The following is a 24,820-nucleotide window of genomic DNA, read 5'->3' as shown; positions in this document are numbered from 1 at the left end:
AACCGAAGCTTACTTTTTACTTAGTATCTCTACGTTAAAGATCAGCACGGCATTGCCTGGCACTGAGCCGCTACCATAAGGCCCGTAAGCCAGGTGCGATGGTATAAACAACTTGGCCTCGCCGCCTACACGCATTTTCTGCAGGCCTTCCACCCAGCCATCTATAACGCCTTGCTGCGCCACGCCGTTTACAACCGCAGATTTTCTTACTACAAACGTGGCCGGGCGGCCTCTGTCGTAAGTAGAGTCGAAAATAAAGTTGTTAACGAGCTTGCCAATGTACTGTACTGTTACGGTGTCGTTAAGCTCTACCTGTTCCCCTTCGCCAACCACTACATCCAGGTAATATAATCCGGACTCCGGAGAGCGCACCACAGCTGTCGTGTCGATGTTGTTGTCGCGGAAATATTTGCGGATGGTCTCTTCGTCTTTTGCTTTCTGTGCTTCCACATCAAAGTAAAACGGATCATCGTTTTCGTCTGCAGCGCAGGACGTTATCGATACCACGGCAAATACTAAAAGCAGGCTCTGAAGCAGGCCGTTGCTTTTAAAGAACCTTTTTGTAAGGGCGTGTAGGGTAGTCATAGCTTAACGGTAATTTTTAATTGTTACTGATTACTTAACATCTACCAGCTCCACATCGAAGCGTAGTACAGAGTTTGCCGGCATATCCGGACCGCGGTCCTGTGCACCATAGGCTAACGGCGAAGGGATAAGCAAAATTGCTTCGCTGCCTTCTTTCAGTTCAGAAACACCATCGTCCCAGCCTTTAATTACCTGGCCCTGGCCTAAAGTAAACTCAAATGGTTTACCTGCAGCCATCGGGTTTGTGCGCGAGTTGTCAAACTCTTTGCCATCCAGGAACGTGCCTTTGTAGTGTACAGCTACCACATCGCCAAACTTGGCTTTAGGGCCGTTGCCTTCTTTAGTTACTACATAATAAACGCCTGACTGTGTTTTTTGTACGTTCTGCAGGTTGTTTTCTTTAATGTAAGCCTGGATTTTGGCATCATCCACTTTCAGCTGTTTTTCAGCTTCCACTTTGGCTTTCTCCATCTGCTCTTCCATCATTTTGGCATAGTCTGCTTCTGCATCAGCTTTCGACTGTACCTTCTGCATGTTGATGAAGAAGGTTAGTTCTGAGCCTGGTTTGATGAACGGAGGCAGTGGCTGGCCAAATGTTTTGGCAAACAGGGTGTCCGCGTTGATCTTGAACACACCGCTATCGCCGGGAGCCAGCATGGCAAGGGCGTTTTCCAGGCCGCCTTTCATAGATGGCTGCATCAGCGGAAGGATGATCGGCATTTTAGGGCCCTGTGTGCGGGTATCGGCAAACGTAGAGTCCTCCGAGTTTTTAATAGCCCAGTGGAAGGTAACTACCTGACCGATCTTAGCGCCTACGCTGTCAGCCGGGTTTACTTCACCCTTGTTCTTGTATTCGCCTTTGTCGTTCTTTTCAAAGATCCTATAGCTCAGGCCATCACCTGTTTTATAAAACTCATCGTTGTTTTTGTTGCAGGCCTGTACCATAACGGCACCAGCTATAACCGGCAACAGGAATTTGATTTTAGATAGCATTGATTATTTAAGTTAGATTTTTTAATTAGTTAAGACTGAGCAGCCGCCTGTAGTTGCTCCTGGTATTGTGGCAGCAGGCTCTCAAACTTGGCTACCGTTGCCTCCAGCGAATCCATGGACATGCCGCCGGCCGCGTTTTTATGGCCACCGCCATTAAAATGGGCTCTTGCAAACTCGTTGGCCGAAAAATCACCAACCGAACGGAACGACATTTTAACCGCCTGGCTACGATCGATGATCAGCGCTGCAAAAATAATGCCCTCTATCGATAAAGCATAGTTCACCAGCCCTTCGGTATCACCTGTTTTGGAGTCGTAGGCTTTCAGTTCTTCGGCGGTAATGGCAAAGTAAGCGGTATGGTATTCGCGCAGCACCACCAGTTTTTCCTTAAGTGCATAGCCTAAAAAGCGCAGGCGCAGTTCAGTAGAGCTGTCGTAAATAAGGCGGTGGATGTTGGATGTTTTCACGCCTACGTTCAGCAGATCGGCAATGATCAGGTGCACGTTTGGCGAAGTGCTCGGGTGGCGGAACGAGCCTGTATCGGTCATGATGCCGGCATACAGGCACTCCCCGATGTTGGTATCGATCAGGTCACCGTCGCCCAGATCCTTTATCAGGTCGTACACGATCTCGGCCGTAGCGGCTGCGTTGGTGTTCGAGAACTGTATATCAGCAAAGGCTTCGGGCTGCAGATGGTGGTCTATCAGTACTTTGATGCCTTTGGCGTTACGAATGTACTCGCCCATCTCGTTTATGCGCGACAGGGCCGAAAAATCAAGACAAAAGATAACCTGCGATTCTTTGATGATGCGCTGTACCAGTTCGTCGTTTTTTTCAGAGTAAATGATCACGTCGTCGTTGCCATGCATCCAGTTCAGGAAGCCCGGGTAATCGGAAGGCGTAACTACGGTAACACGGTGCCCTTTCTTTTTAAGATAACCTGCCAGGCCTAAAGACGACCCCAGCGCATCGGCGTCTGGTTTGTGGTGCGTGGTGATCATCACCTCTTTAGGTTCCTTCAGAAGCTCTTGTAGAGCGCTAACATCATACATAGGGTAAGTATAATTCCTCTGATTAATAAGGAAATAAACTGCGAATTTCTGAAGAAATAACTTCTAAAACAATAAACCGGCCGGTAAGCAGGTAAAGATACAAAAAGTGCTTCCCGCAAACTATAGCTATAGTTTGTAGTATTATTAACCATAAAACTACTAATTTTGCGACCGTAAAACAGAAACAAACCTTATAAATAAGACATCACATGGCAGGAAACATCACTTTTACCATGATAAAGCCGGATGCAGTAGCGGATAACCACATTGGCGGCATCACTAAAATGATCGAGGAAGGCGGCTTCCGTATAGTTGCAATGAAAAAGACAAAACTGTCTGAGGAGCGTGCCGGCAAATTTTACGAAGTACACAAAGAGCGTCCGTTCTATGGTGACCTGGTAAAATATATGTCGAAAGGCCCGATTGTGGCGATGATCCTGGAGAAAGACAACGCAGTAGAAGATTTTCGTAAACTGATTGGTGCTACCAACCCGGCGCAGGCTGAGGAAGGCACTATCCGTAAGAAATACGCGAAGTCTATCGAGTCTAACGCCGTGCACGGTTCTGACTCTGATGAGAACGCACAGATCGAAGGCGACTTCTTTTTCGCTGCCGACGAGCGTTTCTAAACTATAGCGCACGAATACTTATTGATTAAGAAAGCCCCGTAGAGCATAGCTTTGGCGGGGCTTTTTATTTGTACTTACAAACCAACTATAGCTTATGAAACAAAAACTTTTACTCCTCATTTTTGCCTTGCTCGCGGGCACTGCAGCACATGCACAGAAAATATCCTATGGTGTAACTGCCAGAGCCGGAGTTTTTAAGACCCTGGTAAGCGAGCAGCGGGAAGCCGCAGCAACATACGATATAGGGCTGCAGGCGTCGCTGGGGGCATGGCTGAAATTGCCACTTGCAAATAAAAGCAGCCTGCAGTTTAATATTTTGAATACAGCAGAACGCCAGGGCGCCGGAGAGGTACAGGTTATAGATTATAACAGACACCCCATTGCCGATGCCGAAGTGAGAGATGAAAACTTAGCAGTTGCCCTTCAGTTAATTTACCTGTATGCATTGAACGAAAGGTGGAGTGCAGGGACAGGTGTGGGATTTAAATACGAGTACTACTCAAAAAATAAAATTGAGAAGGATTTCGAGGATTACCTTATCCATCCAAGCTATGATAACGAATACCGACAGGATTTAACCCTGCATCTGCCTGTCGAGATACAATACACGTTTAATGAGCGGTTTGCACTTGCAGCCCAAGCACAGGTACAACTCTCTAACAGGCTGGATACTACCAACAGTGATTACAGGGAGCGCGACCTTGGTTTCTCTGCAGGCATAAACTACAAACTTAAATAGGCCTGAAAACAAAAAGCCAGCCCCGGTAAAGGCTGGCTTTTTGTTTTTTGATTTAATGCTTAATCTCTTGGTATAGTCAGTTTCTGGCCTGGTTTAATCAGGTCAGGGTTGTCGCCGATTATAGATTTATTCGCGTTATAGATCTTGGTCCATGAGCTGGCGCTACCATACTGTCGCTGCGCAATTTTCGATAACGAGTCGCCGGACTGAACAGTGTAGGTGTCTGTGCTGGCAGAGCCAACATGTTGCTGGCTTGAGGATGCTGTGGTACCTTGTGCAGGCTGGCCAGGCATCTGGTTGGTTCTCGGTGAACCTGTTGGTCGTTTAGCAGGCTCTTCCTTCCCCTTCTTTAAAAAATCAAACAATCCCATAATTCAAAAATTAAAGTTCCAGTCTTAAGTTAAGGGTAGCCCTGCAGGTGCAAAGCCACTCAAATAAATACGCCGTAAATAGCGCATAGTTGTGTACCTGCCTGAATTAAAACCAGATACAATGCTACTAACTTATAGCTGGCAAGGCACGTAAGTTAAGCACGGCCTCAGCCCGTTGCTGGGCCACAAACGTGTAAAACTTACTATTTGAAACTATGGAAATGAAGACTGTAAACGGGGGGATAAATGCCCTTTACAAAATGGTGCTGCCCCTTTTACTGGCAGTAGTGCTTGTAAGCTGTGGTGGTAAAGACACAGCCGGAACCGAGAGCATGCTTACTGGCCCAAGCAGCAAAACCTGGACAGCCAAAAAAGAGCTGAATGCATCGGGCGATAAAGAAAAACTGACTGATGCCGAAAAACAGCAGAACATACAGTTTTATGCTGATGGCCGCTTTGCTATGGGAGGCGCCAGTACCCTGCAGACCGGCACCTGGGAGTACGACCAGTCTGCCAAAAAGCTAACACTGCAGTTCGAGAACCAAGAAGTATCGGAAACCTTTGACGTAGTGAAACTGGAAGAAGATGAGCTGCGCCTGCGGGCCGCTGATGGTTCGGAGATGGTGATGGAAGTAGAGAAGTAACAGAAAGTGATACAAACTGAAAGCCGGTGTAACAGCCGGCTTTTTTTTACTGCCTGGCAAGGCGCCTCAGGGCCAGTAAACCCAGGGCAGGGCCAATGGCCAGCAAACCAAACACAACCGGCAGCGGGCTATAGTTCAGAAGCATATCAGTTAGTTGTATGCTGATGATGGTTAAGGCAAAGCCAATGCTAACTACAACCGTAAGAGCCGTGCCGACCAGGTGCGGCGGTGCTGTTCGGGCATTTAAAGCAGAGAATTGAGGCGAATCGCCGGCCACCACAATGCCCCAGAACAACAGAAACGGCAGTATAATGATTGCAGCACCAGCCTGAAGCACAAGAATGGCCGCTACACAGCAAATACCTGAAAGCAGCAACTGCACAAATGCCACCCTGGCGCTACCAAACCACTGCGATAAATAACCGCCAACTACACAGCCCACGGCGCCAGCCGCAATAATACAGAAACTATAGAATGAGATTTGTGTGGTAGTAAGGTCAGGCAAACTATAGGCGAGTATAACCGGCACAAAGGCCCAGAACGTGTACAGCTCCCACATGTGCCCGAAGTACCCCAGCGCCGCCGCCCGAAACTCTTTCACTCTGAATACCTGTAACATGTTGCCTGCATCAAAAGTGGCTCCTTTGCGCAGATATGGCCCATCGGGCACAAGCAGGAACATAAAAATGCCACCTGCAGCTGCCAGCAGGCTTATAGTCAGCAGCATGGTTTGCCAGGGAAGCTCGGTGCCCAGGGCCCGTAGTAAATGCGGAAAGGCCGTGCCCAGCACCAGTGCCCCTACCAGGTAGCCGATCGCTTTGCCTAAGTTGCTGCTGTACCAGCCTGCCGCTATTTTCATGCCCACGGGGTAAACACCGGCTAACAAAAATCCGGTTGCTACCCGAAGCACAAGTAGCGTTGCCAGGTTGCCCGGCAGTAAAACAAGCAGTGCATTTGCCCCGGCACCGGCCACGGCACAAACCATAAACAATACCCGCGGCGAAACCCTATCGGCCAGCGACAGGATGGCAAAACAAAGGGTGCCCAGTATAAACCCCAGCTGCACCGACGAAGTGACCAGTGGCAGGGCGCCCTGCTGCAGATTAAAATCCTGTTGTAACTCCGGCAACACTGCATTGCCCGCAAACCACAACGACGTGCCCGCAAACTGGGTAAAAACGATAGTTGGCAGAACACGACGCATTGTAGTTTAGGAGTTAGAGAAGTATGAGTTTAGGAAGTTAGAAGTTTTGAAAGTGTAACTTAGGGGTTTTCGAGAGTTTTAGGTTGGATATTAAACTACTACTATAACTCCTAAACTCTCTAACTCTTACTTCCTAAACTATCCCAGAATTGTTTCGGCGAATTTTTCGATGGCTTTGCGGGTTTCGTAGGGGCGCTCGAACATGCCCATGTGGCCGGTCTGCCCCAGGAAATAGACCATGCTGTTATCAGGCAGGTGGCATTGCTCCAAGGCTTTATCCATAGGTACGGCTCCGTCTTCTTTGCCAAAAATAAACAGTACCGGGAATTTAGCTTTCTTCAGCACATCGGTTCTGTCGGGACGGTCGCGCATGGCAGCAAGGCCACCAATTATGCTTTCTTTTGGTGTATCGGTGCCTATTTTCTTCATCAGATCTATTTTACTGCGGAGCTTCTCCCGGTTATCAGCAAAGAACAGCGGCTCCACAAACGACTGCATAAACTTCTCTACACCGTGTTTCTCCACAAATTCGATGGTTTTGTTGCGGTTGTCTTTCTTTTCGTCGGTGTCGGGTAGGGCAGAGGAGTGGAACAGGCAAAGGCCGTTTAGCATGTTGCTGTACTTTTCTGCAAAAGCCATGCTCACATAGCCGCCCATCGAATGCCCGATGAGTATACATTTCTTCACACCCAGTTTATCCAGCTGCTGTTTCACATAGTCTGCCATGGCATCCATGCTATAATTTGTAGTATTAGCGGTGTTATTCCCAAAGCCCGGCAGGTCTAAGGCTATTGTCCTGAACTTTTGCTGCAGCGGCTTTTTAAAGTCTGTCCATAGGTGTTTGCTCTCGGCGAAGCCATGCAGAAAAACCAGTGTCTCGCCGGATCCGGCATCGGTATAAGTAGCGTGTGGCATAGTTTAGTTTGTAGCTATAGTTTGTAAAGATAGTAAATACGGAATATCCGTGGCATTAGCGGCTAATCACTTCCATTCCTTATCTAAAGAAGAGAGCTTCAAAGGCTGAGCTATAGTTGGGGCTATGGTGTTATAGTTGCTGTTGGTCAAACCACCCCTACCCCTCCTTAACCAAGGAGGGGAACTCTGCTACTGCTATAGTTTGATTTATAGTTTTATAGTTTACGATATTGAGCGGACAGGTCGCGACCTGCCCCTACGGAATTACAACCACGAGAAAAACCGATCTGCTCCAACCAAGAGACATAGAGCAAACTATAGCCAAAGGCAGCAGCTATCGAGCTCTATATCAGTCTTTGGGTTGAGCGCCTTTGACTTGTTGCGGTGCCGCCAGGCAATCCGACGCAGGAGGATAGCAAGAAGGCAGCAGCGCGATGCCCGAAGACGGGGCCTCCCGGCCCGGGAGGGAGCCAGGCAAACTATAAAACTATAGGCTCTTAGAGCTCTCAGGATTGGTAGATGTTATAGAGCAACGGCTTGTTTCGAGTAGTAGGCAAATTCAACTATAGCATCAAACGCTAGCAGGAGCTGCGCACGCTGCTAGGTCTTTACAAACTATAGCCTGAGATAGATTTCTCACTTTGTTCGAAATGACAATAATGGAAACTATAAGACATATAAGATACCTCGACTTTTCTCGATATGAAGAACAAAAAAGCCCTGCAGTTTTAAAACTCCAGGGCTTAAATCTTATGTACTATGTTAGTAAATCTTAATTCAGGAGCAGAGCTCAGTTATACTTTAACCGCAACCCCAATCATCTCACGTACAGTGCGCTCAATGTCTTCCGGGGCGAAGCCGGCTTCGCGGTGTAGTTCCAGCTGGGAGCCGTGTTCAAAAATCTTATCCGGAATACCAAGGCGTTTTACCTGTGAGGTGTAGCCATGATCTACCATAAACTCCAGTACCGCACTACCAAAACCACCCTGCAGGCAGCCATCTTCTACGGTAATTACTTTGCTGTATTTAGAGAAAATATGATGAAGCAATTCTTCATCCAGCGGCTTGGCAAAGCGCATGTCGTAATGGCCTGGTGTAATGCCGTCGAAGCTTAGCTTTTTGCAAACATCTACCGCATAGTTACCGATGTGGCCAAACGTAAGTATCGCTACTTCTTCGCCTTCCTGTATGGTGCGGCCTTTACCGATCTTGATGGTTTCAAAAGGAGTTCTCCAGTTAGGCATAACACCTTCGCCGCGTGGGTAGCGGATCGTGAACGGACCAGCACCTTCTTGCGTGGCCGTAAACATCAGGTTACGTAGTTCCTTCTCGTTCATAGGGGCAGATACCACCATGTTCGGGATGCAGCGCATGTAGGCAATGTCGTAAGCGCCGTGGTGTGTCGGGCCGTCGGCACCGGCAAAACCAGCTCTGTCCAGGCAGAAAACTACGGGCAGGTTCTGTAAACACACATCGTGCACTACCTGGTCGTAGCCGCGCTGCATAAACGTGCTGTAAATGTTGCAGAACGGAATCATGCCTTGCGTAGCCAAACCGGCGGAGAAAGTTACCGCGTGTTGTTCAGCGATACCTACGTCAAAAGCACGGTCCGGCATGGCTTCCATCATAATGTTAAGCGAGCAACCAGATGGCATAGCAGGTGTTACCCCCATAATTTTAGGGTTCTGCTCTGCCAGCTCCACAATGGTATGGCCAAACACATCCTGATACTTTGGTGGTTGTGGCTTATCGTAGTGCTTTTTATAGATCTCACCGGTAATCTTATCGAACAGACCCGGCGCGTGCCATTTGGTCTGGTCTTTTTCGGCCAGGGCAAAGCCTTTACCTTTGGTAGTTACACAGTGGAGGATTTTCGGACCCGGGATATGTTTCAGGTCTTCCATTACCGACACCAGATGATTGATGTCGTGTCCATCTATAGGGCCGAAATAACGGAATTTCAGGCCTTCGAACAGGTTGCTTTGCTTCAGCAGCGATGCTTTAATACCGCTTTCTATCTTAGAGGCGATGTGCTGTGCATTCGGGCCGAACTTGCTGATCTTGCCCAGTATATTCCAGATCTCGTCGCGTACCTTATTGTAAGTGCGGGAGGTGGTAATGTCGGTTAAATATTCTTTCAGAGCGCCTACGTTCGGGTCGATGCTCATGCAGTTGTCGTTCAGGACTACCAGCAGGTTGGCGTTGGTAGCGCCGGCGTGGTTCAGGGCCTCAAACGCCATACCGCCTGTCATGGCGCCATCACCAATCACGGCAATGTGCTGACGCTCTTTTTCGCCTTTGTACTGCGAGGCAACTGCCATGCCCAGTGCCGCCGAAATAGACGTGCTGGAGTGGCCTACGCCAAACGTATCGTACTCGCTTTCTTTACGTTTCGGGAAACCGGAGATGCCACCGTATTTGCGGTTGGTGTGGAAAATATCGCGGCGGCCGGTCAGTATCTTATGCCCGTATGCCTGATGCCCCACATCCCAAACCAGCTGGTCGTAAGGTGTATTAAACACATAGTGCAGCGCAGTAGTAAGCTCTACTACACCCAGGCTGGCCCCAAAATGGCCACCGTGTATCGACACTACATCTATAATATACTGTCGTAGCTCCTGGCTTACCTGCAGCAATTGTTCCGGCTTCAGCTTACGCAGGTCGGCAGGTGTGTTGATGGAGGCTAGCAACTCTCCGGGTTTAATGATCATAAGTGTACCTTTATAGACCCTCAACAATTTTTATCGTCAAAAGTTTGCTGTTTGCAAAATTGTAAAACGACCGGGCAAAACGTAAAATTAATAAAAATAATGTACGAATTACCTGACCGATGATTTTCATAGCCGGAGTGTTCAAAATTTATGCCTGAAACTGCTGTCAGCCAAACTATAAGCCCTGGCAGAACTATAGTTGGCGGCACATGGTTAACCCTGCAGCGTGTTCTGTTGGTGCATGTGGCCTGGGTAAGCACAGGTATAAACTGGGAGTTACACCAAATCAGCTAAAAATGTTTAAATTTGCTGTTCGTTAAGCGCCGGGCGCTGCAGTAAAAACCTGAAGTAAAGTGAGTTTCGAGATAAAATTACCGTTGTTTGAGGGGCCGTTCGACCTGCTGCTTTTTTTTATTGAGCGCGATGAACTGGACATACACGACATTCCGATCTTTCAGATCACGAATGAGTTTATGGGCTACATACGGCAACTGGAGCAGCTGAACATTGAAGTAGCCAGTGATTTTATACTGACCGCTGCTACCCTGATGCGCATTAAGGCCAAAATGCTGCTGCCCCGCACCGAAAAAGACGAGGAAGGCAATGAAATAGACCCGCGCCAGGAACTGGTACAGCACCTGCTGGAGTATAAAAAATATAAAAGCGCAGTGCCGGCCTTATCGGAAATGGAAGACCTGCGCCTGGCCCAGGAAAACCGCGGCAATATACACGACGAACTTCAGGTAATTGCTAACGCCAACAATTTTGAATACGAGCTGCAGGACCTGAACCTGTACCGCATTATGCGCGTGTTCGAGAAAGCTATGACGCGCTACGAAGAAGAGCAGAACCGCCCGAAGCATACCGTCATTCAGTATCCGTATACGATAGAAGGGCAGCGCAACGTCATTCTGAAAATGGTAACCGAGCGCCAGCGTACTACTTTCTCGGAAGTTATAAAGCAGTTCCCGGATAAGATCGGGATGATATTCAACTTCCTGGCCATACTGGATATGCTGCAGCTGAACCTGATCGGGATTGAAGTAGGCGAAGGATTTAATGATTTTACTATAACGATAGCCGAAGGGCAGGCCGCCCAGGTAACACAACTGCTGGTTGAGTAGTTTTTAGACACCGTAAACACAAGAAAGCCAGCACACCTGCATGGATCAGAACCAGAAAACCATACTTAAAAGTTTTAGCCCGGTAAAGGTATTGATACCTGTGGTGCTGGGCCTGGGCGCTACTGCCTGGTTGTTTATAAAAGACGATAAGCTGGGCGACCTGGCCAGCATAGCCGATGCTAATATGTGGTGGCTGGTAGCCGCGCTGTTGGTGCTCGTTATCCGCGACTTTGGCTACATTTACCGCATCCGGGCCCTGACTGATAAATTCCTGACCTGGCGCAACAGCCTGGATGTAATTATGCTCTGGGAGTTTGCTTCGGCCGTTACGCCCTCGGTAGTAGGCGGTACCACAGTGGCTACCATCATCCTGAACAAAGAAGGCATACCATTAGGAAAGTCGCTGGCTTATGTTATGCTGACCGCGGTGCTGGATAACATGTTCTTCATCGTAGCAGCTCCTATTGCCCTGCTGGCCACGCAAGGCGATGTTTTCCCTACCTTCGGGCTCGATCCATCGGATGTAAGCAAGCTGAAATGGGCATTTTATGTAAGCTATAGTTTAATTGCCCTGTACACGTTCCTGATGATCTATGCCTTGTTTGTAAGGCCGCGTGCTTTCAAATGGCTGTTATTAAAGATCACTTCCATCGGTTTTCTGCGCAAATGGCGTGTAAGTGCTTTCCAGCATGGCAACGAGATCATCTGGGCATCGCAGCAACTGAAAGGGAAAGACACTGCCTACTGGAGCAAAGCGATCCTTTCCACCATCTTTGTGTGGAGCGCTCGCTACTTCCTGTTAAACTGCCTCATCGCAGCCTTTGTTGATGTAAGCTTAAGCGAGCACCTGCTCATTATTTCCCGCAACCTCATCTTCTGGATCGTGATGCTGATCGCTATTACGCCAGGCGGCGCCGGTATTGTGGAGATGGCTTTCCCAAGCTTCTTCGGTTTGTTCCTGGGTGGTTTCAGTAATGTAGTGGTAATGCTGTACCGTTTGATCACCTACTATCCATACCTCATCTTAGGCTCCATTTTCCTCCCTAAATGGATAGCCAAGGTCTTCGGCCGCAGCGCGGTGCAACAGAGAGAGTTCGCTTCTGAAACGAGAAGATAGTTTTAAGATTTTATAGTTTTGAGAAAGCAGCACCGGATAGCTCCGATGCTGCTTTTTTGTTGTTCAGGCTATTAGCTAATGGTAGGTTTGTGTGAGCTATAGTTGTCATTATCGTCATGTCGAGCGCAGCCGAGACATCTTATATGTCCTGTAGTTCATTCCTGCTCTTTTGTCATTTCGAACAAAGTGAGAAATCTATCTCAGACTATAGTTGGTTCTTTGTCATCCCGAGCGATAGCCGAGGGATCTTATGTGTCGTATAGTTCGATCAGCTATCATTCTATAGTTGACTTTGCCTACTGCTGGAACCAAGCCGTTTATTTCATAGCTACTTTTCATCCTGGGAGCTTTAATAGCCTATAGTTCTATAGTTTCATTGGCTCCCTCCTGGGCCGGGAGGCCCCGTCTTCGGGCATCGCGCTGCTGCCTTCTTGCTATCCTCCTTCGTCGGATTGCCTGGCGGCACCGCAACAAGTCAAAGGCGCTCAACCCAAAGACTGAAATCACATTCGATAGTTGCTGCTCTAACTATAGTTGCTGTATTTGCTCTTAGCTAAAGCAGATCGTCTTTTCTCGTGGTTGTAATTCCTTGGGGCAGGCTGCGCCTACCTGCTCTTGGTCTGTAACTATGAAACTATAGTTTAAACTATAGCAAAGACGGAGAGTGTCCCCTTGAGGGGACTACAGGGGTGTTAAACGTTAACTATAGAACTATAGCCAAACTCCCTCTCCTGTTTTTAGGAGAGGGCCGGGGTGAGGTAAAACACAAATCCTGCAAATCCTTTAATCCTGAAAATCCTGATTCAGACAAAAGTCAACCGTAATTAATAATTCATCATTCCCTGCGTACCTTTGTGCTATGAAAGTTATAGTAGTTGGCGGCGGAATTGGTGGGTTGTGCGCAGCCATCGCGCTGCAGCGCCAGGGCATCGAAACGATAGTTTACGAAGCGGCCCCGGAACTGAAACCTGTGGGGGCTGGTGTCGGGCTGGCTGCCAATGCCATACAGGGCCTTGCAAGGTTAGGTGTAGCCAATGCCGTTATTGCCCGCGGCAAGGAGCTGGAAGCGCTTACCATCTTCGACGAGCACGACCACATCATCACCGACCAGGATACGCGCCTACTGAGCAGGAAATATGGCATCAGCAACTTCGTGATACACCGCGCCGACCTGCATGATGTGCTGGCACAGGCATTGCAACCAGGCACCTTACACCTCAACAAGCGCTGCCAGACTATAAATCAGCAAAGCAACCAGGTGCAAATCACTTTTACCGATGGCACCCAAACTATAGCCGACCTTCTGATTGCGGCAGACGGCATTAATTCTGTGATCCGGCAGCAGCTGTTACCTGAAAGTAAGCCTCGGTATGCCGGCTACACCTGCTGGCGCGGTGTTATCCAAAACCCGGGTGTAACTATAAACAGCATGATTTCTGCGGAAACCTGGGCACCGCAGGGGAGGGTAGGCATGGCGCCGCTTCCCGGTAACCGCATTTACTGGTATGCCTGTATCAACGCCTCCGAAAACGACCCGCGTATGCGCCGGATGTCACCCGCACAGCTGGCAGATCATTTTAAAGGTGTACACGAGCCGGTGCAGCAGGTGCTGGCCGCTACCAAATCTGAAGAGCTGATCTGGGGTGATATTGCCGACCTGAAACCACTGAAAAAGTTTGTATACGACCGCATTGTTTTGCTGGGAGATGCTGCGCACGCTACCACACCCAACATGGGGCAGGGCGCCTGCCAGGCCATAGAAGATGCCGTAGTGCTTGGGCAGTGCCTGCAACAGCAATCAACAATAGCCAGTGCTTTGGCAACTTATGAAAAGCGCAGGGTAGCCCGTACAGCCAAAGTTGTCCGGTTGTCGCGGCTGCTGGGGTGGGTTTCGCAGTGGGAGAACCCGTTGTTAATAAAAGCCCGGAACGCCATTTTCAGGGCAACGCCCGCATTTGTAACACAGCGCCAGATGGAAGACCTGTACCGTGTCGATTTTTAGATTGGGCCGATTTGCCTTACCTTAGCTTTAACTATAGCACAACCTGTATGAAAAATATATTCCTGCTACTGCTTGCCCTTTTTGCCCTTGCAAGCTGCTCCGACAGCAACGACGCCCTGCTCGAAAAGCTCAGAACCGCTGTGGAAACTGAAAACCCCGAAGGCTACAACACCATCGACGTAAGCGCACTGACTGATTTTGAATGGGACAGGATGTTTTATTTCCAGGGTGAGCAGACAGCGCTGGATATACAGGCCGAAACAGGCGTGAAGTGGGAAGGTGCCAGCGATGTGCCGAAAAACCATAACCGGCTGTTGTTTATGAAGGGAGACCAGGTAGTGAGCTATGTGGATTATAATGTAGATGAGTTTCCGTTGCGGGTATTTGGCTGTGAGAACGACCGGTGGATATATCCGCGCAACCGCAGTACCTTCGCCAGTTTTAGCTACTGCCTTAACGATAAGCAAACATACGCTTTCGTACCGAAGCCTTGCCTGCAGAACATGCAGGAGCTGATAAACACCAAATGCGATGAAGCCCCGAAAGCAGAATAAACGAAAGCCGGTACTAAGCCGGCTTTTCTGTTAGATCACCTATAGTTGGCTGTAGCTGGGGCCGCAGTAACTTCCAGCGGATTATCTCTTCATTGCGGCTCACTTCCTGCATGCCCAGCTTTTCAAGTACACGGGCCGAGGGTGTGTTATTCAGCAGGCACCTTGCAGTAATGGCTTTCACGTCCGGTTGCCTGAATGCCCAGTTTGCCAGTCCTTTGGCAGCTTCCAGTCCAAACCCGTTTTTCTGTGCCTGCACTATAATCGCATACCCAAGGTCTACTTCGCCATTTTCGTTTGGCAAGCCTTTAAAACCTGCATCGCCAATTACCGTCATGCTTTGCCGGTGCACTACCATATACGACTCAAAGCCGCTTGGCTCCGGCACTAACTCCAGATTTCTGATGATCTTCGGGAAGGTGTCGATTGCTTCCTGGTCCGGCCAGTAAGGGGTAAGCTGCAGGCCAAGCTTCGGAATAATGCTTGTGTCGCCGGCCATCAGCATTTCAGTAATTTCTAAGGTAAAAGGCAGCAGTATAAGCCTGTCGGTGTGGATGGGTTGGGCGGGCATTTGAAATTTTTAAGTTCACTAAAATTAAGCTAAGTCAAACATATAACCTTTCATTAAATATTACATGGGATAATTTTTCATCTCTCAAAAAGGTAAATCGTTCTCATGTTTTCTTTTCAGACTGTCATTTTCTTCTTTCATGCGGGTATACTCTTCTCCCCACCATCTGAAGTAATATTCCTGAGTAACTCTTTGAAACTCTTCATCGTTTTTCATCTCTTCTTCAGTAATTTTCCCCAAATTTATTAGTTCTTGAAATGATAACTCTCTGCCAATTGCCCTGGCAACTAACTGTACATCTGGATCTGATTCATGAAGTCTGGTAGCTTTTTCAAATAGAGTTTCTTCTTCAGAATTCTCATATGGATTACTGTTCTGAAATAATGTTAATTTAATGGTGTCATAAATTGATGCTTTGTCGCTTAAATCCTCTAATGCCTCAATTATCGATATTACTGCTTTATTTTCATACCTCAGCAATTCTTTAAAGTATTCATGCTTGTATTCTTTTGATATTTCTTCATCTAACCCATAAGCTAAAGAGCGCGTGATTTTTAACAACCGCTTTAAGCTGCTAACAATTCGCTGTAACTGTGGCCCTTTAATAAATGTAGAGTTCATAATTTTGCTTTACTTGAACGATGTTTAATATAAAACTACAACAAATAGAGAGTAAGTGCACTGAACTAAAAAAGCAGAATATACTTATTAACAAAAAACGGGGACTAAGAAGTCCCCGTCAGATACCTTCCGGACTCAGAACTCCGGAAGAGCAGTAATTATACTATAATCAGTCTATTGTCAAAAGAAACTATACCAGCTCGTTCTTCACCAGATATTCGGCAATCTGAACGGCATTGGTAGCGGCACCTTTGCGCAGGTTATCGGCTACTATCCACATGTTTATAGTTTTAGGCTGCGTTTCGTCTAAACGTATGCGGCCAACCAGTACGTCGTCTTTGCCATGTGCGTCTTTCGGCATTGGGTACTGCAGGTTTTTCACATCGTCCACTACCTTCACGCCTTCAGTTTCGCCTAAAATGCGGTAAACTTCATCCAGCGTAAAATCCTTTTCAAACTCCACGTTCACCGACTCCGAGTGGCCGCCCATTACCGGTATGCGCACTGCTGTAGCCGTTACCCGGATAGAGTCATCGCCCATGATCTTCTTGGTTTCGAGGATCATTTTCATTTCCTCTTTAGTGTAGCCGTTGTCGGTAAACACATCAATGTGCGGCAGCACGTTCAGGTCGATCTGGTACGGATACGCTTTCTCGCCTTCTTTACCTTCGCGCTCGTTCATCAGTTGCTCCACCGCCTTCACACCCGTGCCGGTTACCGACTGGTAGGTGCTTACAACTATACGCTTCGCCTTCAGTTCTTGGTGCAGCTTGTTCAGGGCTACTACCATCTGTATGGTAGAGCAGTTCGGGTTCGCGATGATCTTATCTTCTTTGGTCAGTTCTTTGGCGTTAATCTCCGGCACTACCAGTTTTTTGGTTGGGTCCATTCGCCATGCCGACGAGTTATCCACTACAACGGTACCTACTTCGGCAAACTTCGGGGCCCACTCCGTAGAGGTGCTGCCACCGGCTGAAAAAATTGCTATTTGCGGGGCAGCCGCAATCGCGTCCTGCATCCCGATAACCTTTATCTGTTTACCCTTAAACTCCATCTGTTTACCAACAGATCTCTCAGAAGCAACCAACATCAACTCTGTTACCGGGAAGTCGCGCTCCGCCAGTACTTTCAAAATTTCGCCGCCTACCAATCCGGTGGCGCCTACTACTGCTACTTTCATTTAGGGTATATAATTAATTGTTTAATGGCTTGATGGTTAAATTGTCTGAATCAGGATTTACAAGATTAAAGGATTAGCAGGATTATAACCTTCTAACTTCCAGTCTTTCTTACTCTTAAATTCTTTAACTCCTAAACTCTCTAACTCCCAAACTGTCCTAACTAACCAATCCGCGTCCCGTAATAGTTCTAAAATTATAAAAGCGTCTGGTATGTTGGGCGTGCCGGCCGGGCCGTCGGGCTTTCGCCTGTACTCCTCGCTATCGCTGCGGGGTGCCGGCTCTATCCCTCACGCGGGTGCAAATTACGTAAGTTTTTACCACAATTTCTGTGCATGAAACAAACTTTACTCTTTCTGTTCCTGCTGTTTCCGTTCGTGGCGCTGGCCCAATTGCAGGACGATTTTTCGGACGGAAACTTTACCCAAAACCCCACCTGGACCGGCGATGCAGGGAGTTTTATAGTTAATGCGCAAAACCAACTGCAAAGCAACGGCCCTGCCGTAACCGGAACTGTGCTGCAGCTTGTTACACCGTCGCAGGCTATAGTTGGCACCACCTGGGAGTTCTGGGCAAACCTGAAACTGGCAACTTCCTCAACCAACTACACCGACATCTACCTCGTTTCTGACAACGCCGATCTGAACAGTACAGCCACCAATGGTTACTTTGTGCGCATCGGTAACACCGCCGACGAAGTGAGCCTGTACCGCAAAGATGCCGGCAAAACCGCTGTGCTTATCATTAACGGTCAAGATAAAACGGTGGCAACCAGCAATAACATCGTGCGCGTGCGGGTAACCCGAACTATAAACTATGAGTGGGAGCTAAGTGTAGACGTATCCAGTACAGGCCAGAATTATGTGAGCCAGGGTACAGCCACCGATGCCACGTACAAACGCTCGTTTTACTTTGGCGTGCTGGTGCGCTATACATCGGCCAACAATAAGAACTTTTACTTTGATGACTTTAAAATTACCGATACGCCGCCGCCTGTGTTGGAAGAATTGCAAACTATAAGCACCCAGGAAATTACACTAAAGTTTAACGAACCACTGCAGCCGGAGCAAGCCCAAACTATAGCCAACTATACCCTCAACGGAACTACAAAACCAACTATAGCGGAGCTCACAGAAGCAGGAACCGTGCGCCTGGTTTTCGGACAGAGTTTTAGCATAGGCAACAACACGCTGACTATAACCAACCTGCAGGATCTGTACGGCAACGTGCTCAACAGTTCTATTACACGCAGCTTCAACTTTATTCCGCCGGCTGTGCTGCCAAACTATAACGAGCTTCTCATCACCGAAATTATGGCCGATGAAAGCCCTGCTGTTGGCTTACCAGAACAGGAATACATCGAACTATACAATGCCACTACCGATAAAGTGCTTACGCTGCAGGGCATCCGCTACTCTGATGCCACCTCAACTACAACCTTGCCGAATGTACAATTGCTGCCCGGCGAGTATGCTGTAGTAGTGCCCAACACACAGGTTCAGAACTTCACAAAATTTGGTAAGGTTGTAGGTATCAGTAATTTTCCGGGCTTGAATAACAGCGGCGAGTTGCTGCAATTGCGTCAACCAAATGGCAAGCTTATTTATGCGGTAAACTATAGCGATGCTTGGTATAAGAACAGTACCAAACGCGAAGGCGGCTGGTCTCTGGAAATGATAGACGTAACAAATCCCTGTGCCGGCACTGAGAACTGGACAGCTTCTGTTGACCCACGGGGTGGTACGCCGGCACAGCCCAATTCCGTAACAGCCTCCGTTCCGGATAACACACCACCAACTATAGTCAGCGCTTCCGCCATTTCGGCAACGCAGGTTCTGCTTAAATTTAATGAGCGCCTGGATAGTACACAGGCTGCAACTATAGCCAACTATAACATTAACCCAACTATAGGGATAACCGGTGTACAGGTACAAGGGCCGTTGTTTACGGATGTTATAGTTACGCTTGGCAGCGCTTTACAGGAAAAGCAACTATATACTTTAACCACCAAAGGCATAACGGACTGTGCCGGCAACCTGAGCAACCAACCGCAAACTATAACTTTTGCCTTGCCATCTGCCCCCGAACCCGGCGATGTAGTCATTAACGAAGTCCTGTTTAACCCAAGACCCAATGGCGTAGACTTTGTAGAACTGGTAAACCGCAGCGGTAAATACCTCGACCTGAAAAACTGGCAACTGGGCAACACCGCCGGCGATACCATCAGCAACCTTAAAACTATAACTACAGCTAATTATGTGCTGGCGCCCGGCCATTATGTAGTACTCACTTCCAACCCCGAAAACATTAAAACCAACTATCCTGCTGCCAACGATAAGGCCTTTCTGAAAATGAGCAGCCTGCCCAGCTACCCCGACGATGCCGGAACTATAGTTGTGCTACAACCTGATAAACGCGTAGCAGACCGCTTCAGCTATAGTTCGGAGATGCATTTTGCGCTGCTGGATGATGTAAATGGCATATCGCTGGAACGCATCCGGCTGGAAGGCGAAACGATAGCCAGCAATTTCCATTCGGCGGCTACAACTATAGGAGCCACGCCGGGCTATAAAAATTCGCAAACACGGGGTGGCGTAATGGTGCAGCAGGCTTTTAAAGTAGAGCCACAGGTTTTTTCGCCGGATGGGGATGGTTACGATGATTTCACAACTATAAACTATAGCATCAGCCAGGCAGGACTAACCGCCAACATCACTGTTTTTGATGCACAGGGCCGCGAAATCCGAAAACTGATACGGAATGAGTTACTGGCAGATAACGGCTTTTTCCGGTGGGATGGGTTGAAACAGGATGGCTCCAAAGCAGCAATCGGCTACTATGTTTTCTACATCGAGCTTTTTGGTTTAAATGGGGAGAAAAGTGTGCATAAAGAGAAAGTAGTAGTGGGTGGTAGATTGTAATTTTATATTCTATAGTTGGTAACAGTTCTATAGCTTGCTTTGCTTACCATTTGAACCAAGCTGTTGTCCTATAGTTTCTACCAATCCTGGGAGCTTTAATTACCAATAGTTTTATAGTTTGCTTGGCTCCCTCCCGGGCCGGGAGGCCCCGTCTTCGGGCATCGCGCTGCTGCCTTCTTGCTACCCTCGCTGCGCTCGTGTTGCCTGACGGCACCGCAACAAGTCAAAGGCGCTCAACCCAAAGACTGATAACAGTTCGATAGTTTACTCTTTAGCTATAGTTGCTGTATTGGCTCTTGGTTAAGGCAGATCTGCTTTTCTCGTGGCTATAGTTCCGTAGGGACAGGTCGCGACCTGTCCTACACTCTGGTTGTAACTATAGAACTATAGTTGGTGAAATGGCAGTATCAGAGTTCCCCTCCTTGGATAAGGAGGGGTAGGGGTGGTTGGATCACGCCAACTATAGGACAGTAGCTTAAACTATAGCAAAAAGCACGAATCCTGAAAATCCTCTCATCACCATTAATACCTGTTCAGACATTTCTGTCTCTACCGAGCCAGTTGAGTTACAAACTCAACACCATAGTTAGGCACGGGTTACAAACCCGCGCTAGCAAAAACGGGCAACTATAGAACTATAGCCTAAACTATAGCCAAATCCTGAAAATCCTAAAATCCTGAAAATCCTGATTCAGACAATACTCCCTCTCCTGTTCTGGGGGTAGGGGCCCTCTATAAAAGGAGAGGATTAGGGTGAGGTAATAAGGGACTTAACCCTCCTTCCACCTCATATCCTTACAAAAACAGCAATCAACAATTTAGCAATCAGCAATTAATCCCTTAACTTGCGCCACTTTTTTCTGTAATTCAGAGGTATACGCCGGTGGAGAATATTTTTTACCTGTGCCTGTTTGCGTTTATGGCAGGCTTTATTGATTCGGTAGTGGGCGGTGGAGGCCTGATTCAGTTGCCGGCATTGCTGGTGTTTTTGCCGAGCGTACCCTTACCGACGGCTTTTGGTACGGGCAAGTTTGCTGGTATAGCGGGTACAACCTCGGCTATGGTAAAGTATGTGCGCAGTGTAAAGATCAATTACTGGGCGATCGTTCCGGCAGCTGGAGCGGCTTTTGTGTTCTCTTTCCTGGGAGCCCGTGCGCTGAGCCATATCGATGCCGACCTGCTGAAACCGCTGATCCTTGTTTTGCTGATATTGGTGGCCGTATACACGTTCATTAAAAAAGACTTCGGATCGCTGCATGCGCCAAAACTTACCGATAAAAAAGAGAAACTATACGGCCTGCTGATAGGTGCTGCCATAGGTTTTTACGATGGTTTTTTCGGTCCCGGAACAGGCAGTTTCCTCATTTTTATCTTTATAGGGCTGTTCGGGTTTAACTTTTTAGCGGCTTCGGCGGCGGCCAAAGTGGTTAATGTGGCTACCAACCTGTCGGCGCTGGGCTACTTTATTTACAAAGGGCACGTGCTGTACGAGGTAGCTATCCCGATGGCCATCTGCAGTGTAATTGGTTCGCAGTTGGGCACGCGTACGGCCCTGAAGCGCGGCGTTGGTTTTGTGAGGGTGCTGTTCCTGATAGTGGTTACCGGCATCATTTTTAAGTTTGCTTACGATACATACGGCACCGGCGGCTCCGATTTTAAAAAGCTGAGCTCGGCGGTGCAGGAGTGGGTAAAACTGAAAGGCTGAAATAAGTAGCAGCAAGCGCAACGCTATAGTTTCCGCTGCATATCCGCAATTAAACGTACCTTTGCAGCAAATTTTTGCCGTAATATAGGCAACAAGTATAAATACCGCACCATGAAGTTCGACGATTACCGCATCTCCGACGAAATAAAGAAAAGCCTGAGCAAACTGGGTTTTAAGCGCCCGACCGACATTCAGTTTAAAGCGATTCCGCCAATTATGCGCGGCGAAGATGTGCTGGCCATTGCCCAGACCGGTACCGGTAAGACAGCCGCCTTCGCTATTCCGCTGCTCGACAGGTTTCAGTTCAGCAAGAACCGCCGCCGCGAGGATGGGATAAAATGCGTGGTGATGGTGCCAACCCGCGAACTTGCCCTGCAGATAACCGAAGTGTTTGAAGAAATTGGCCGCGGTACGCGTGTAAAAACATTTTGCGTGTTTGGTGGCGTAGAGCAGGGGCCGCAGATCGAGAAACTGCAGGATGGCATTGACATACTGGTTGCCACTCCCGGCCGCCTGTTCGACCTCGTAAGCCAGGGCTATATTAAACTGAACCGCATCGAGGTGCTGGTGCTGGACGAAGCCGACCACATGCTGGACCTGGGCTTTATCCACGACATCCGCCACCTGATCACTAAACTGCCACGCAACCGCCAGACGCTGTTCTTCTCGGCAACTATAAACGAAGAGATAAAAGAGCTTGCCTACTCGCTGGTTAACAAACCGGTACGTATCCAGATATCGCCAAAAGACCCGGTCTCTAAAAATGTGGACCACTCGGTGATGTTTGTGGAGATGGACGACAAGCGTTTCTTCCTGGAGCGGATATCGAACCAGAACCCTGACCAGAAGATACTGGTGTTTGTGCGTACCAAAGTGCGGGCCGAGCGTGTACAGAAAGCCATGGAGCGTGTAGGCATTGTGGCCGATGTGATACACGGTGGCAAAGAGCAGAAGGACCGCTTATCGGCCATGAAGCAGTTTAAGAAAGGTGGCGTGAAAATGCTGATCGCTACCGACGTAAGTGCCCGCGGCATTGATATACCAAACGTAGAGTATGTGGTAAACTATGACCTGCCCGACCAGCCCGAGAACTATGTACACCGCGTAGGCCGTACCGGCCGTGGTACTGCCAAAGGAATTGCTGTAAGCTTTTGCGCTCCCGAAGAAAAACCGATACTGGACGAAATACAGCAGTACCTGACCAAGGATATTAAGGTAATTGAAATAGACCGCGAAGACTACGAAGCAACTATAGATTTTAGTGCGGCTGCCACCTACGACTGGAAAGCACTGATGAAAGAAGCAGAGCAGGAAGAAAAGAAGATTAAAGCGACTAAAGGCAAAAAGGTACGCGCCAAAGCCAAAAAGAAAAAGTAACTGACAGAACTATAGTTTAAAGCCTGTGCCAACTAAAAATTGCACAGGCTTTTTTTCGATCTGTTTTACCAGTGTTTTACAAACTACTACTATAGTTGCTGTAAGGCTTAAAAAGGGCATGAAATACCTGCATTATTCTGATTGCACTGAAAAAGGCAGATTACGACTGAAAAAGGCAGATTACGTATAAGTAAATATAACCAATTATTTAACCGTGTGCCCGCCCGTCAGCACCTAACCGGAAAGGAGTACACCATGAGACGCAGCAGATTAACCCCGCTTACAGGCCTGTTCTTTAACACCGGAGATAGGTTTCTGAAAACTGTAGACCAGTCGTTTGACTATAGCCGCGATTACCTGGATAAGGTAACACAGCCAATGCTGGAAAATGAACGATTAGAGCACAAACATGTGGAGGCGCTACCATCACATCAGCAGCAACCCCAGATTCACGGCAACATACAGACCTGCCTGTAACGCAAGAACCCTCTTTACAATCACCTTTTATGCCTTGTAAACCACCCGTAACCGAGTGGTTTCGGCATTTTCAGACAATAACTAAAGTTTAAAGTTTACCTGCACAAACCCATTCTGGTACGTAGATACGTCATGCACCTTCATCTTTCGCTCGCTTACGCCGCCGGCAAACAAGGGGATGCCCCTGCCCAGTATAAGCGGCACAAACGTGATGATCATTTCATCTACGAGGCTGGCATTTAGTAGCTGCATGTTCAGTTGGGCACCTCCTATCAGCCAGATGTCTTTGCCTTCCTGTTTCTTCAGCTGTTTTACAAAAGCAACCGGGTCTTCCTGCACAAATTCTACAAAATCGGCTTTGGGGTGCGAGGAGCGGGTAAAAACATAGTTCTTCTTATCCTGATAAGGAAAAGGCATGCCCATTTCCTTTACTACTTTGTAAGTATTGTTCCCCATCAGGGTGGTATCTATCGTCTGCCGGAAACTGTTGTAGCCATAGTCTTCGCCCTCCAGTTTGTAAACATCATCTTCCAGCCAGTCTATACTGCCGTCGGGGCGGGCAATGTAGCCATCCAGACTGGCGGCTATATACAAAACAATCTTTCGCATAGGCTATCGTTTTACATTATCTTAAACCGGACCGGTACCACAAGCTTGCTCTTCACTGGTTTGCCATCTATCATGGCCGGTACCCAGCCGCTGGATAATCCCCCAAGCACCCGCATGGCTTCCTTGTCCAATACTTCGCCGGCCGACTGCGCTATTTCCAGGTCCGACAGTTTGCCGGCTTCATCTATCTCCAGTTTCACGAAGGTAACACCCTGAAGCCCGGCCCTATGTGCTTCCATAGGGTACCTTAAACTGCTGGCAATATACCCCAGCATACGATACTCTCCACCAAAATAGAAAGGAGCATTACCTACCTTCGTTTTTACAAACTGCCCGTTCTGGTACACTTCAATTACGTTGTGAAGACTGTCTTTTGCACGTTCCGAGAAAACCTCCGCCATGTTTGTAAAGTCGAACTTATAGTTCAGCTTACCTCCGGGGCCGTAAAAAGACCAGATGCCGCTTGTTTGTCCGTTGTCGTACTGGCCTTCGCATTTCCAGTGCTTCCCTTCCATCTCATAAGCACCGTGCTTCACGTCCTTGTTAGTAGCTAATACGGAGTAAGTTGCCGTGTGGTCGGCAAGGGTATTTTTGATTTTTTTAGTTTTTACTTCAGGAGCACTTTGGGCAAGCGCAGCCCAGCAGGTTACCAGGCAAAGGAGCATGGTACAGATTGTTTTCATAAATGTTGCTTAATTGTATAACCGAAAGATACTATTTTGCT

General features: G+C 48.1%; 24 protein-coding genes. 12 read left to right on the top strand and 12 right to left on the bottom strand.

Annotated elements, in window-relative coordinates; translation table 11 throughout:
• Positions 1–9 precede the first annotated feature (9 nt).
• The 3 genes from H7F15_RS10535 to H7F15_RS10525 are packed head-to-tail and all read right to left on the bottom strand — an operon-like array spanning position 10 to position 2,630.
• Positions 10–585, bottom strand: coding sequence for an FKBP-type peptidyl-prolyl cis-trans isomerase (locus tag H7F15_RS10535; protein ID WP_185196930.1), 576 nt, complete (start codon positions 583–585; stop codon positions 10–12).
• A gap of 30 nt (positions 586–615) precedes the next feature.
• Entirely contained in the window at positions 616–1,578 is a 963-nt protein-coding gene (locus H7F15_RS10530; protein WP_185196929.1) for an FKBP-type peptidyl-prolyl cis-trans isomerase, read from the bottom strand.
• Positions 1,579–1,607: 29 nt separating this feature from the next.
• Positions 1,608–2,630: a bifunctional oligoribonuclease/PAP phosphatase NrnA gene (locus H7F15_RS10525; RefSeq protein WP_185196928.1), complete on the bottom strand. Its 1,023-nt coding sequence runs from the start codon at positions 2,628–2,630 to the stop codon at positions 1,608–1,610.
• A gap of 209 nt (positions 2,631–2,839) precedes the next feature.
• Between H7F15_RS10525 and H7F15_RS10520 the strand changes: the two genes are divergently transcribed.
• Together H7F15_RS10520 and H7F15_RS10515 are read left to right on the top strand one after the other, a co-directional pair.
• Positions 2,840–3,259: a nucleoside-diphosphate kinase gene (locus H7F15_RS10520; RefSeq protein WP_185196927.1), complete on the top strand. Its 420-nt coding sequence runs from the start codon at positions 2,840–2,842 to the stop codon at positions 3,257–3,259.
• Between the two features lie 94 nt (positions 3,260–3,353).
• A complete protein-coding gene (locus H7F15_RS10515) occupies positions 3,354–3,998 on the top strand; it encodes a transporter (protein ID WP_185196926.1) in 645 nt (214 codons plus the stop codon).
• A 59-nt stretch (positions 3,999–4,057) separates the two neighbouring features.
• Here H7F15_RS10515 and H7F15_RS10510 read toward each other — a convergent pair whose 3' ends face one another.
• Positions 4,058–4,369: a LysM peptidoglycan-binding domain-containing protein gene (locus tag H7F15_RS10510; protein ID WP_185196925.1), complete on the bottom strand. Its 312-nt coding sequence runs from the start codon at positions 4,367–4,369 to the stop codon at positions 4,058–4,060.
• 215 nt (positions 4,370–4,584) lie between these two features.
• Here H7F15_RS10510 and H7F15_RS10505 point away from each other — a divergent pair, with 215 nt between their 5' ends.
• Complete coding sequence (locus H7F15_RS10505) at positions 4,585–5,013, top strand: lipocalin family protein (protein ID WP_185196924.1); 429 nt, start codon at positions 4,585–4,587, stop codon at positions 5,011–5,013.
• A 46-nt stretch (positions 5,014–5,059) separates the two neighbouring features.
• Here the strand turns inward: H7F15_RS10505 and H7F15_RS10500 are convergent, their stop codons facing one another.
• The 3 genes from H7F15_RS10500 to dxs all read right to left on the bottom strand — a co-directional run bounded on the left by H7F15_RS10500 (position 5,060) and on the right by dxs (position 9,843).
• Entirely contained in the window at positions 5,060–6,217 is a 1,158-nt protein-coding gene (locus H7F15_RS10500) for a nitrate/nitrite transporter (protein WP_185196923.1), read from the bottom strand.
• A 138-nt stretch (positions 6,218–6,355) separates the two neighbouring features.
• Positions 6,356–7,132: an alpha/beta fold hydrolase gene (locus H7F15_RS10495; protein ID WP_185196922.1), complete on the bottom strand. Its 777-nt coding sequence runs from the start codon at positions 7,130–7,132 to the stop codon at positions 6,356–6,358.
• A gap of 794 nt (positions 7,133–7,926) precedes the next feature.
• Positions 7,927–9,843 (bottom strand): 1-deoxy-D-xylulose-5-phosphate synthase, encoded by a 1,917-nt coding sequence (dxs, locus tag H7F15_RS10490; protein ID WP_185196921.1) that lies wholly within the window; start codon positions 9,841–9,843, stop codon positions 7,927–7,929.
• Positions 9,844–9,993: 150 nt separating this feature from the next.
• Between dxs and H7F15_RS10485 the strand changes: the two genes are divergently transcribed.
• The 5 genes from H7F15_RS10485 (at position 9,994) to H7F15_RS10465 (ending at position 14,640) form a co-directional block, all read left to right on the top strand.
• Complete coding sequence (locus tag H7F15_RS10485) at positions 9,994–10,137, top strand: hypothetical protein (RefSeq protein WP_185196920.1); 144 nt, start codon at positions 9,994–9,996, stop codon at positions 10,135–10,137.
• A 59-nt stretch (positions 10,138–10,196) separates the two neighbouring features.
• A complete protein-coding gene (locus H7F15_RS10480) occupies positions 10,197–10,967 on the top strand; it encodes a ScpA family protein (protein WP_370523618.1) in 771 nt (256 codons plus the stop codon).
• A 40-nt stretch (positions 10,968–11,007) separates the two neighbouring features.
• Entirely contained in the window at positions 11,008–12,084 is a 1,077-nt protein-coding gene (locus H7F15_RS10475; protein ID WP_185196919.1) for a lysylphosphatidylglycerol synthase transmembrane domain-containing protein, read from the top strand.
• A gap of 859 nt (positions 12,085–12,943) precedes the next feature.
• Positions 12,944–14,086, top strand: a complete 1,143-nt coding sequence (locus H7F15_RS10470) for an FAD-dependent monooxygenase (protein WP_185196918.1) — start codon at positions 12,944–12,946, stop codon at positions 14,084–14,086.
• Positions 14,087–14,133: 47 nt separating this feature from the next.
• Positions 14,134–14,640: a hypothetical protein gene (locus tag H7F15_RS10465; RefSeq protein ID WP_185196917.1), complete on the top strand. Its 507-nt coding sequence runs from the start codon at positions 14,134–14,136 to the stop codon at positions 14,638–14,640.
• A gap of 13 nt (positions 14,641–14,653) precedes the next feature.
• On the opposite strand, the gene H7F15_RS10460 is transcribed toward H7F15_RS10465, so the two are convergent.
• The 3 genes from H7F15_RS10460 to H7F15_RS10450 form a co-directional block, all read right to left on the bottom strand.
• Positions 14,654–15,208 carry a GNAT family N-acetyltransferase gene (locus tag H7F15_RS10460; RefSeq protein ID WP_185196916.1) on the bottom strand — a complete coding sequence of 185 codons (555 nt, stop codon included), beginning with the start codon at positions 15,206–15,208 and terminating at the stop codon, positions 14,654–14,656.
• An 84-nt stretch (positions 15,209–15,292) separates the two neighbouring features.
• Positions 15,293–15,769, bottom strand: a complete 477-nt coding sequence (locus H7F15_RS10455) for a hypothetical protein (protein ID WP_185196915.1) — start codon at positions 15,767–15,769, stop codon at positions 15,293–15,295.
• 250 nt (positions 15,770–16,019) lie between these two features.
• Positions 16,020–17,009: an aspartate-semialdehyde dehydrogenase gene (locus H7F15_RS10450; protein WP_185196914.1), complete on the bottom strand. Its 990-nt coding sequence runs from the start codon at positions 17,007–17,009 to the stop codon at positions 16,020–16,022.
• A gap of 333 nt (positions 17,010–17,342) precedes the next feature.
• Here H7F15_RS10450 and H7F15_RS10445 point away from each other — a divergent pair, with 333 nt between their 5' ends.
• From H7F15_RS10445 to H7F15_RS10430, 4 genes are all read left to right on the top strand, one after another.
• A complete protein-coding gene (locus H7F15_RS10445; protein WP_185196913.1) occupies positions 17,343–19,928 on the top strand; it encodes a lamin tail domain-containing protein in 2,586 nt (861 codons plus the stop codon).
• 883 nt (positions 19,929–20,811) lie between these two features.
• Entirely contained in the window at positions 20,812–21,633 is an 822-nt protein-coding gene (locus H7F15_RS10440; RefSeq protein WP_185196912.1) for a TSUP family transporter, read from the top strand.
• A gap of 111 nt (positions 21,634–21,744) precedes the next feature.
• Positions 21,745–23,010, top strand: a complete 1,266-nt coding sequence (locus H7F15_RS10435) for a DEAD/DEAH box helicase (RefSeq protein WP_185196911.1) — start codon at positions 21,745–21,747, stop codon at positions 23,008–23,010.
• Positions 23,011–23,265: 255 nt separating this feature from the next.
• Positions 23,266–23,487: a hypothetical protein gene (locus H7F15_RS10430; protein ID WP_185196910.1), complete on the top strand. Its 222-nt coding sequence runs from the start codon at positions 23,266–23,268 to the stop codon at positions 23,485–23,487.
• Positions 23,488–23,568: 81 nt separating this feature from the next.
• On the opposite strand, the gene H7F15_RS10425 is transcribed toward H7F15_RS10430, so the two are convergent.
• Complete coding sequence (locus H7F15_RS10425; protein WP_185196909.1) at positions 23,569–24,096, bottom strand: dihydrofolate reductase family protein; 528 nt, start codon at positions 24,094–24,096, stop codon at positions 23,569–23,571.
• Between the two features lie 11 nt (positions 24,097–24,107).
• Positions 24,108–24,779 carry an energy transducer TonB gene (locus H7F15_RS10420; RefSeq protein ID WP_185196908.1) on the bottom strand — a complete coding sequence of 224 codons (672 nt, stop codon included), beginning with the start codon at positions 24,777–24,779 and terminating at the stop codon, positions 24,108–24,110.
• Positions 24,780–24,820: the final 41 nt, after the last annotated feature.

This window comes from Pontibacter sp. Tf4 (assembly GCF_014212495.1).
Lineage (GTDB): Bacteria > Bacteroidota > Bacteroidia > Cytophagales > Hymenobacteraceae > Pontibacter.
The sequence above is the reverse complement of the archived record's forward strand: the minus strand, read 5'-3'. Positions and strand labels throughout refer to the sequence as shown.

Coding starts and splice junctions, on each gene's coding strand:
- H7F15_RS10425 (WP_185196909.1), bottom strand. CDS start 24,096: ATGCGAAAGATTGTTTTGTATATAGCCGCCAGTCTGGATGGCTACATT.
- H7F15_RS10485 (WP_185196920.1), top strand. CDS start 9,994: ATGCCTGAAACTGCTGTCAGCCAAACTATAAGCCCTGGCAGAACTATA.
- H7F15_RS10470 (WP_185196918.1), top strand. CDS start 12,944: ATGAAAGTTATAGTAGTTGGCGGCGGAATTGGTGGGTTGTGCGCAGCC.
- H7F15_RS10520 (WP_185196927.1), top strand. CDS start 2,840: ATGGCAGGAAACATCACTTTTACCATGATAAAGCCGGATGCAGTAGCG.
- H7F15_RS10515 (WP_185196926.1), top strand. CDS start 3,354: ATGAAACAAAAACTTTTACTCCTCATTTTTGCCTTGCTCGCGGGCACT.
- H7F15_RS10505 (WP_185196924.1), top strand. CDS start 4,585: ATGGAAATGAAGACTGTAAACGGGGGGATAAATGCCCTTTACAAAATG.
- H7F15_RS10495 (WP_185196922.1), bottom strand. CDS start 7,132: ATGCCACACGCTACTTATACCGATGCCGGATCCGGCGAGACACTGGTT.
- H7F15_RS10530 (WP_185196929.1), bottom strand. CDS start 1,578: ATGCTATCTAAAATCAAATTCCTGTTGCCGGTTATAGCTGGTGCCGTT.
- H7F15_RS10450 (WP_185196914.1), bottom strand. CDS start 17,009: ATGAAAGTAGCAGTAGTAGGCGCCACCGGATTGGTAGGCGGCGAAATT.
- H7F15_RS10535 (WP_185196930.1), bottom strand. CDS start 585: ATGACTACCCTACACGCCCTTACAAAAAGGTTCTTTAAAAGCAACGGC.
- H7F15_RS10465 (WP_185196917.1), top strand. CDS start 14,134: ATGAAAAATATATTCCTGCTACTGCTTGCCCTTTTTGCCCTTGCAAGC.
- H7F15_RS10445 (WP_185196913.1), top strand. CDS start 17,343: ATGAAACAAACTTTACTCTTTCTGTTCCTGCTGTTTCCGTTCGTGGCG.
- H7F15_RS10475 (WP_185196919.1), top strand. CDS start 11,008: ATGGATCAGAACCAGAAAACCATACTTAAAAGTTTTAGCCCGGTAAAG.
- H7F15_RS10420 (WP_185196908.1), bottom strand. CDS start 24,779: ATGAAAACAATCTGTACCATGCTCCTTTGCCTGGTAACCTGCTGGGCT.
- H7F15_RS10460 (WP_185196916.1), bottom strand. CDS start 15,208: ATGCCCGCCCAACCCATCCACACCGACAGGCTTATACTGCTGCCTTTT.
- H7F15_RS10510 (WP_185196925.1), bottom strand. CDS start 4,369: ATGGGATTGTTTGATTTTTTAAAGAAGGGGAAGGAAGAGCCTGCTAAA.
- H7F15_RS10430 (WP_185196910.1), top strand. CDS start 23,266: ATGAGACGCAGCAGATTAACCCCGCTTACAGGCCTGTTCTTTAACACC.
- H7F15_RS10500 (WP_185196923.1), bottom strand. CDS start 6,217: ATGCGTCGTGTTCTGCCAACTATCGTTTTTACCCAGTTTGCGGGCACG.
- H7F15_RS10435 (WP_185196911.1), top strand. CDS start 21,745: ATGAAGTTCGACGATTACCGCATCTCCGACGAAATAAAGAAAAGCCTG.
- dxs (WP_185196921.1), bottom strand. CDS start 9,843: ATGATCATTAAACCCGGAGAGTTGCTAGCCTCCATCAACACACCTGCC.
- H7F15_RS10525 (WP_185196928.1), bottom strand. CDS start 2,630: ATGTATGATGTTAGCGCTCTACAAGAGCTTCTGAAGGAACCTAAAGAG.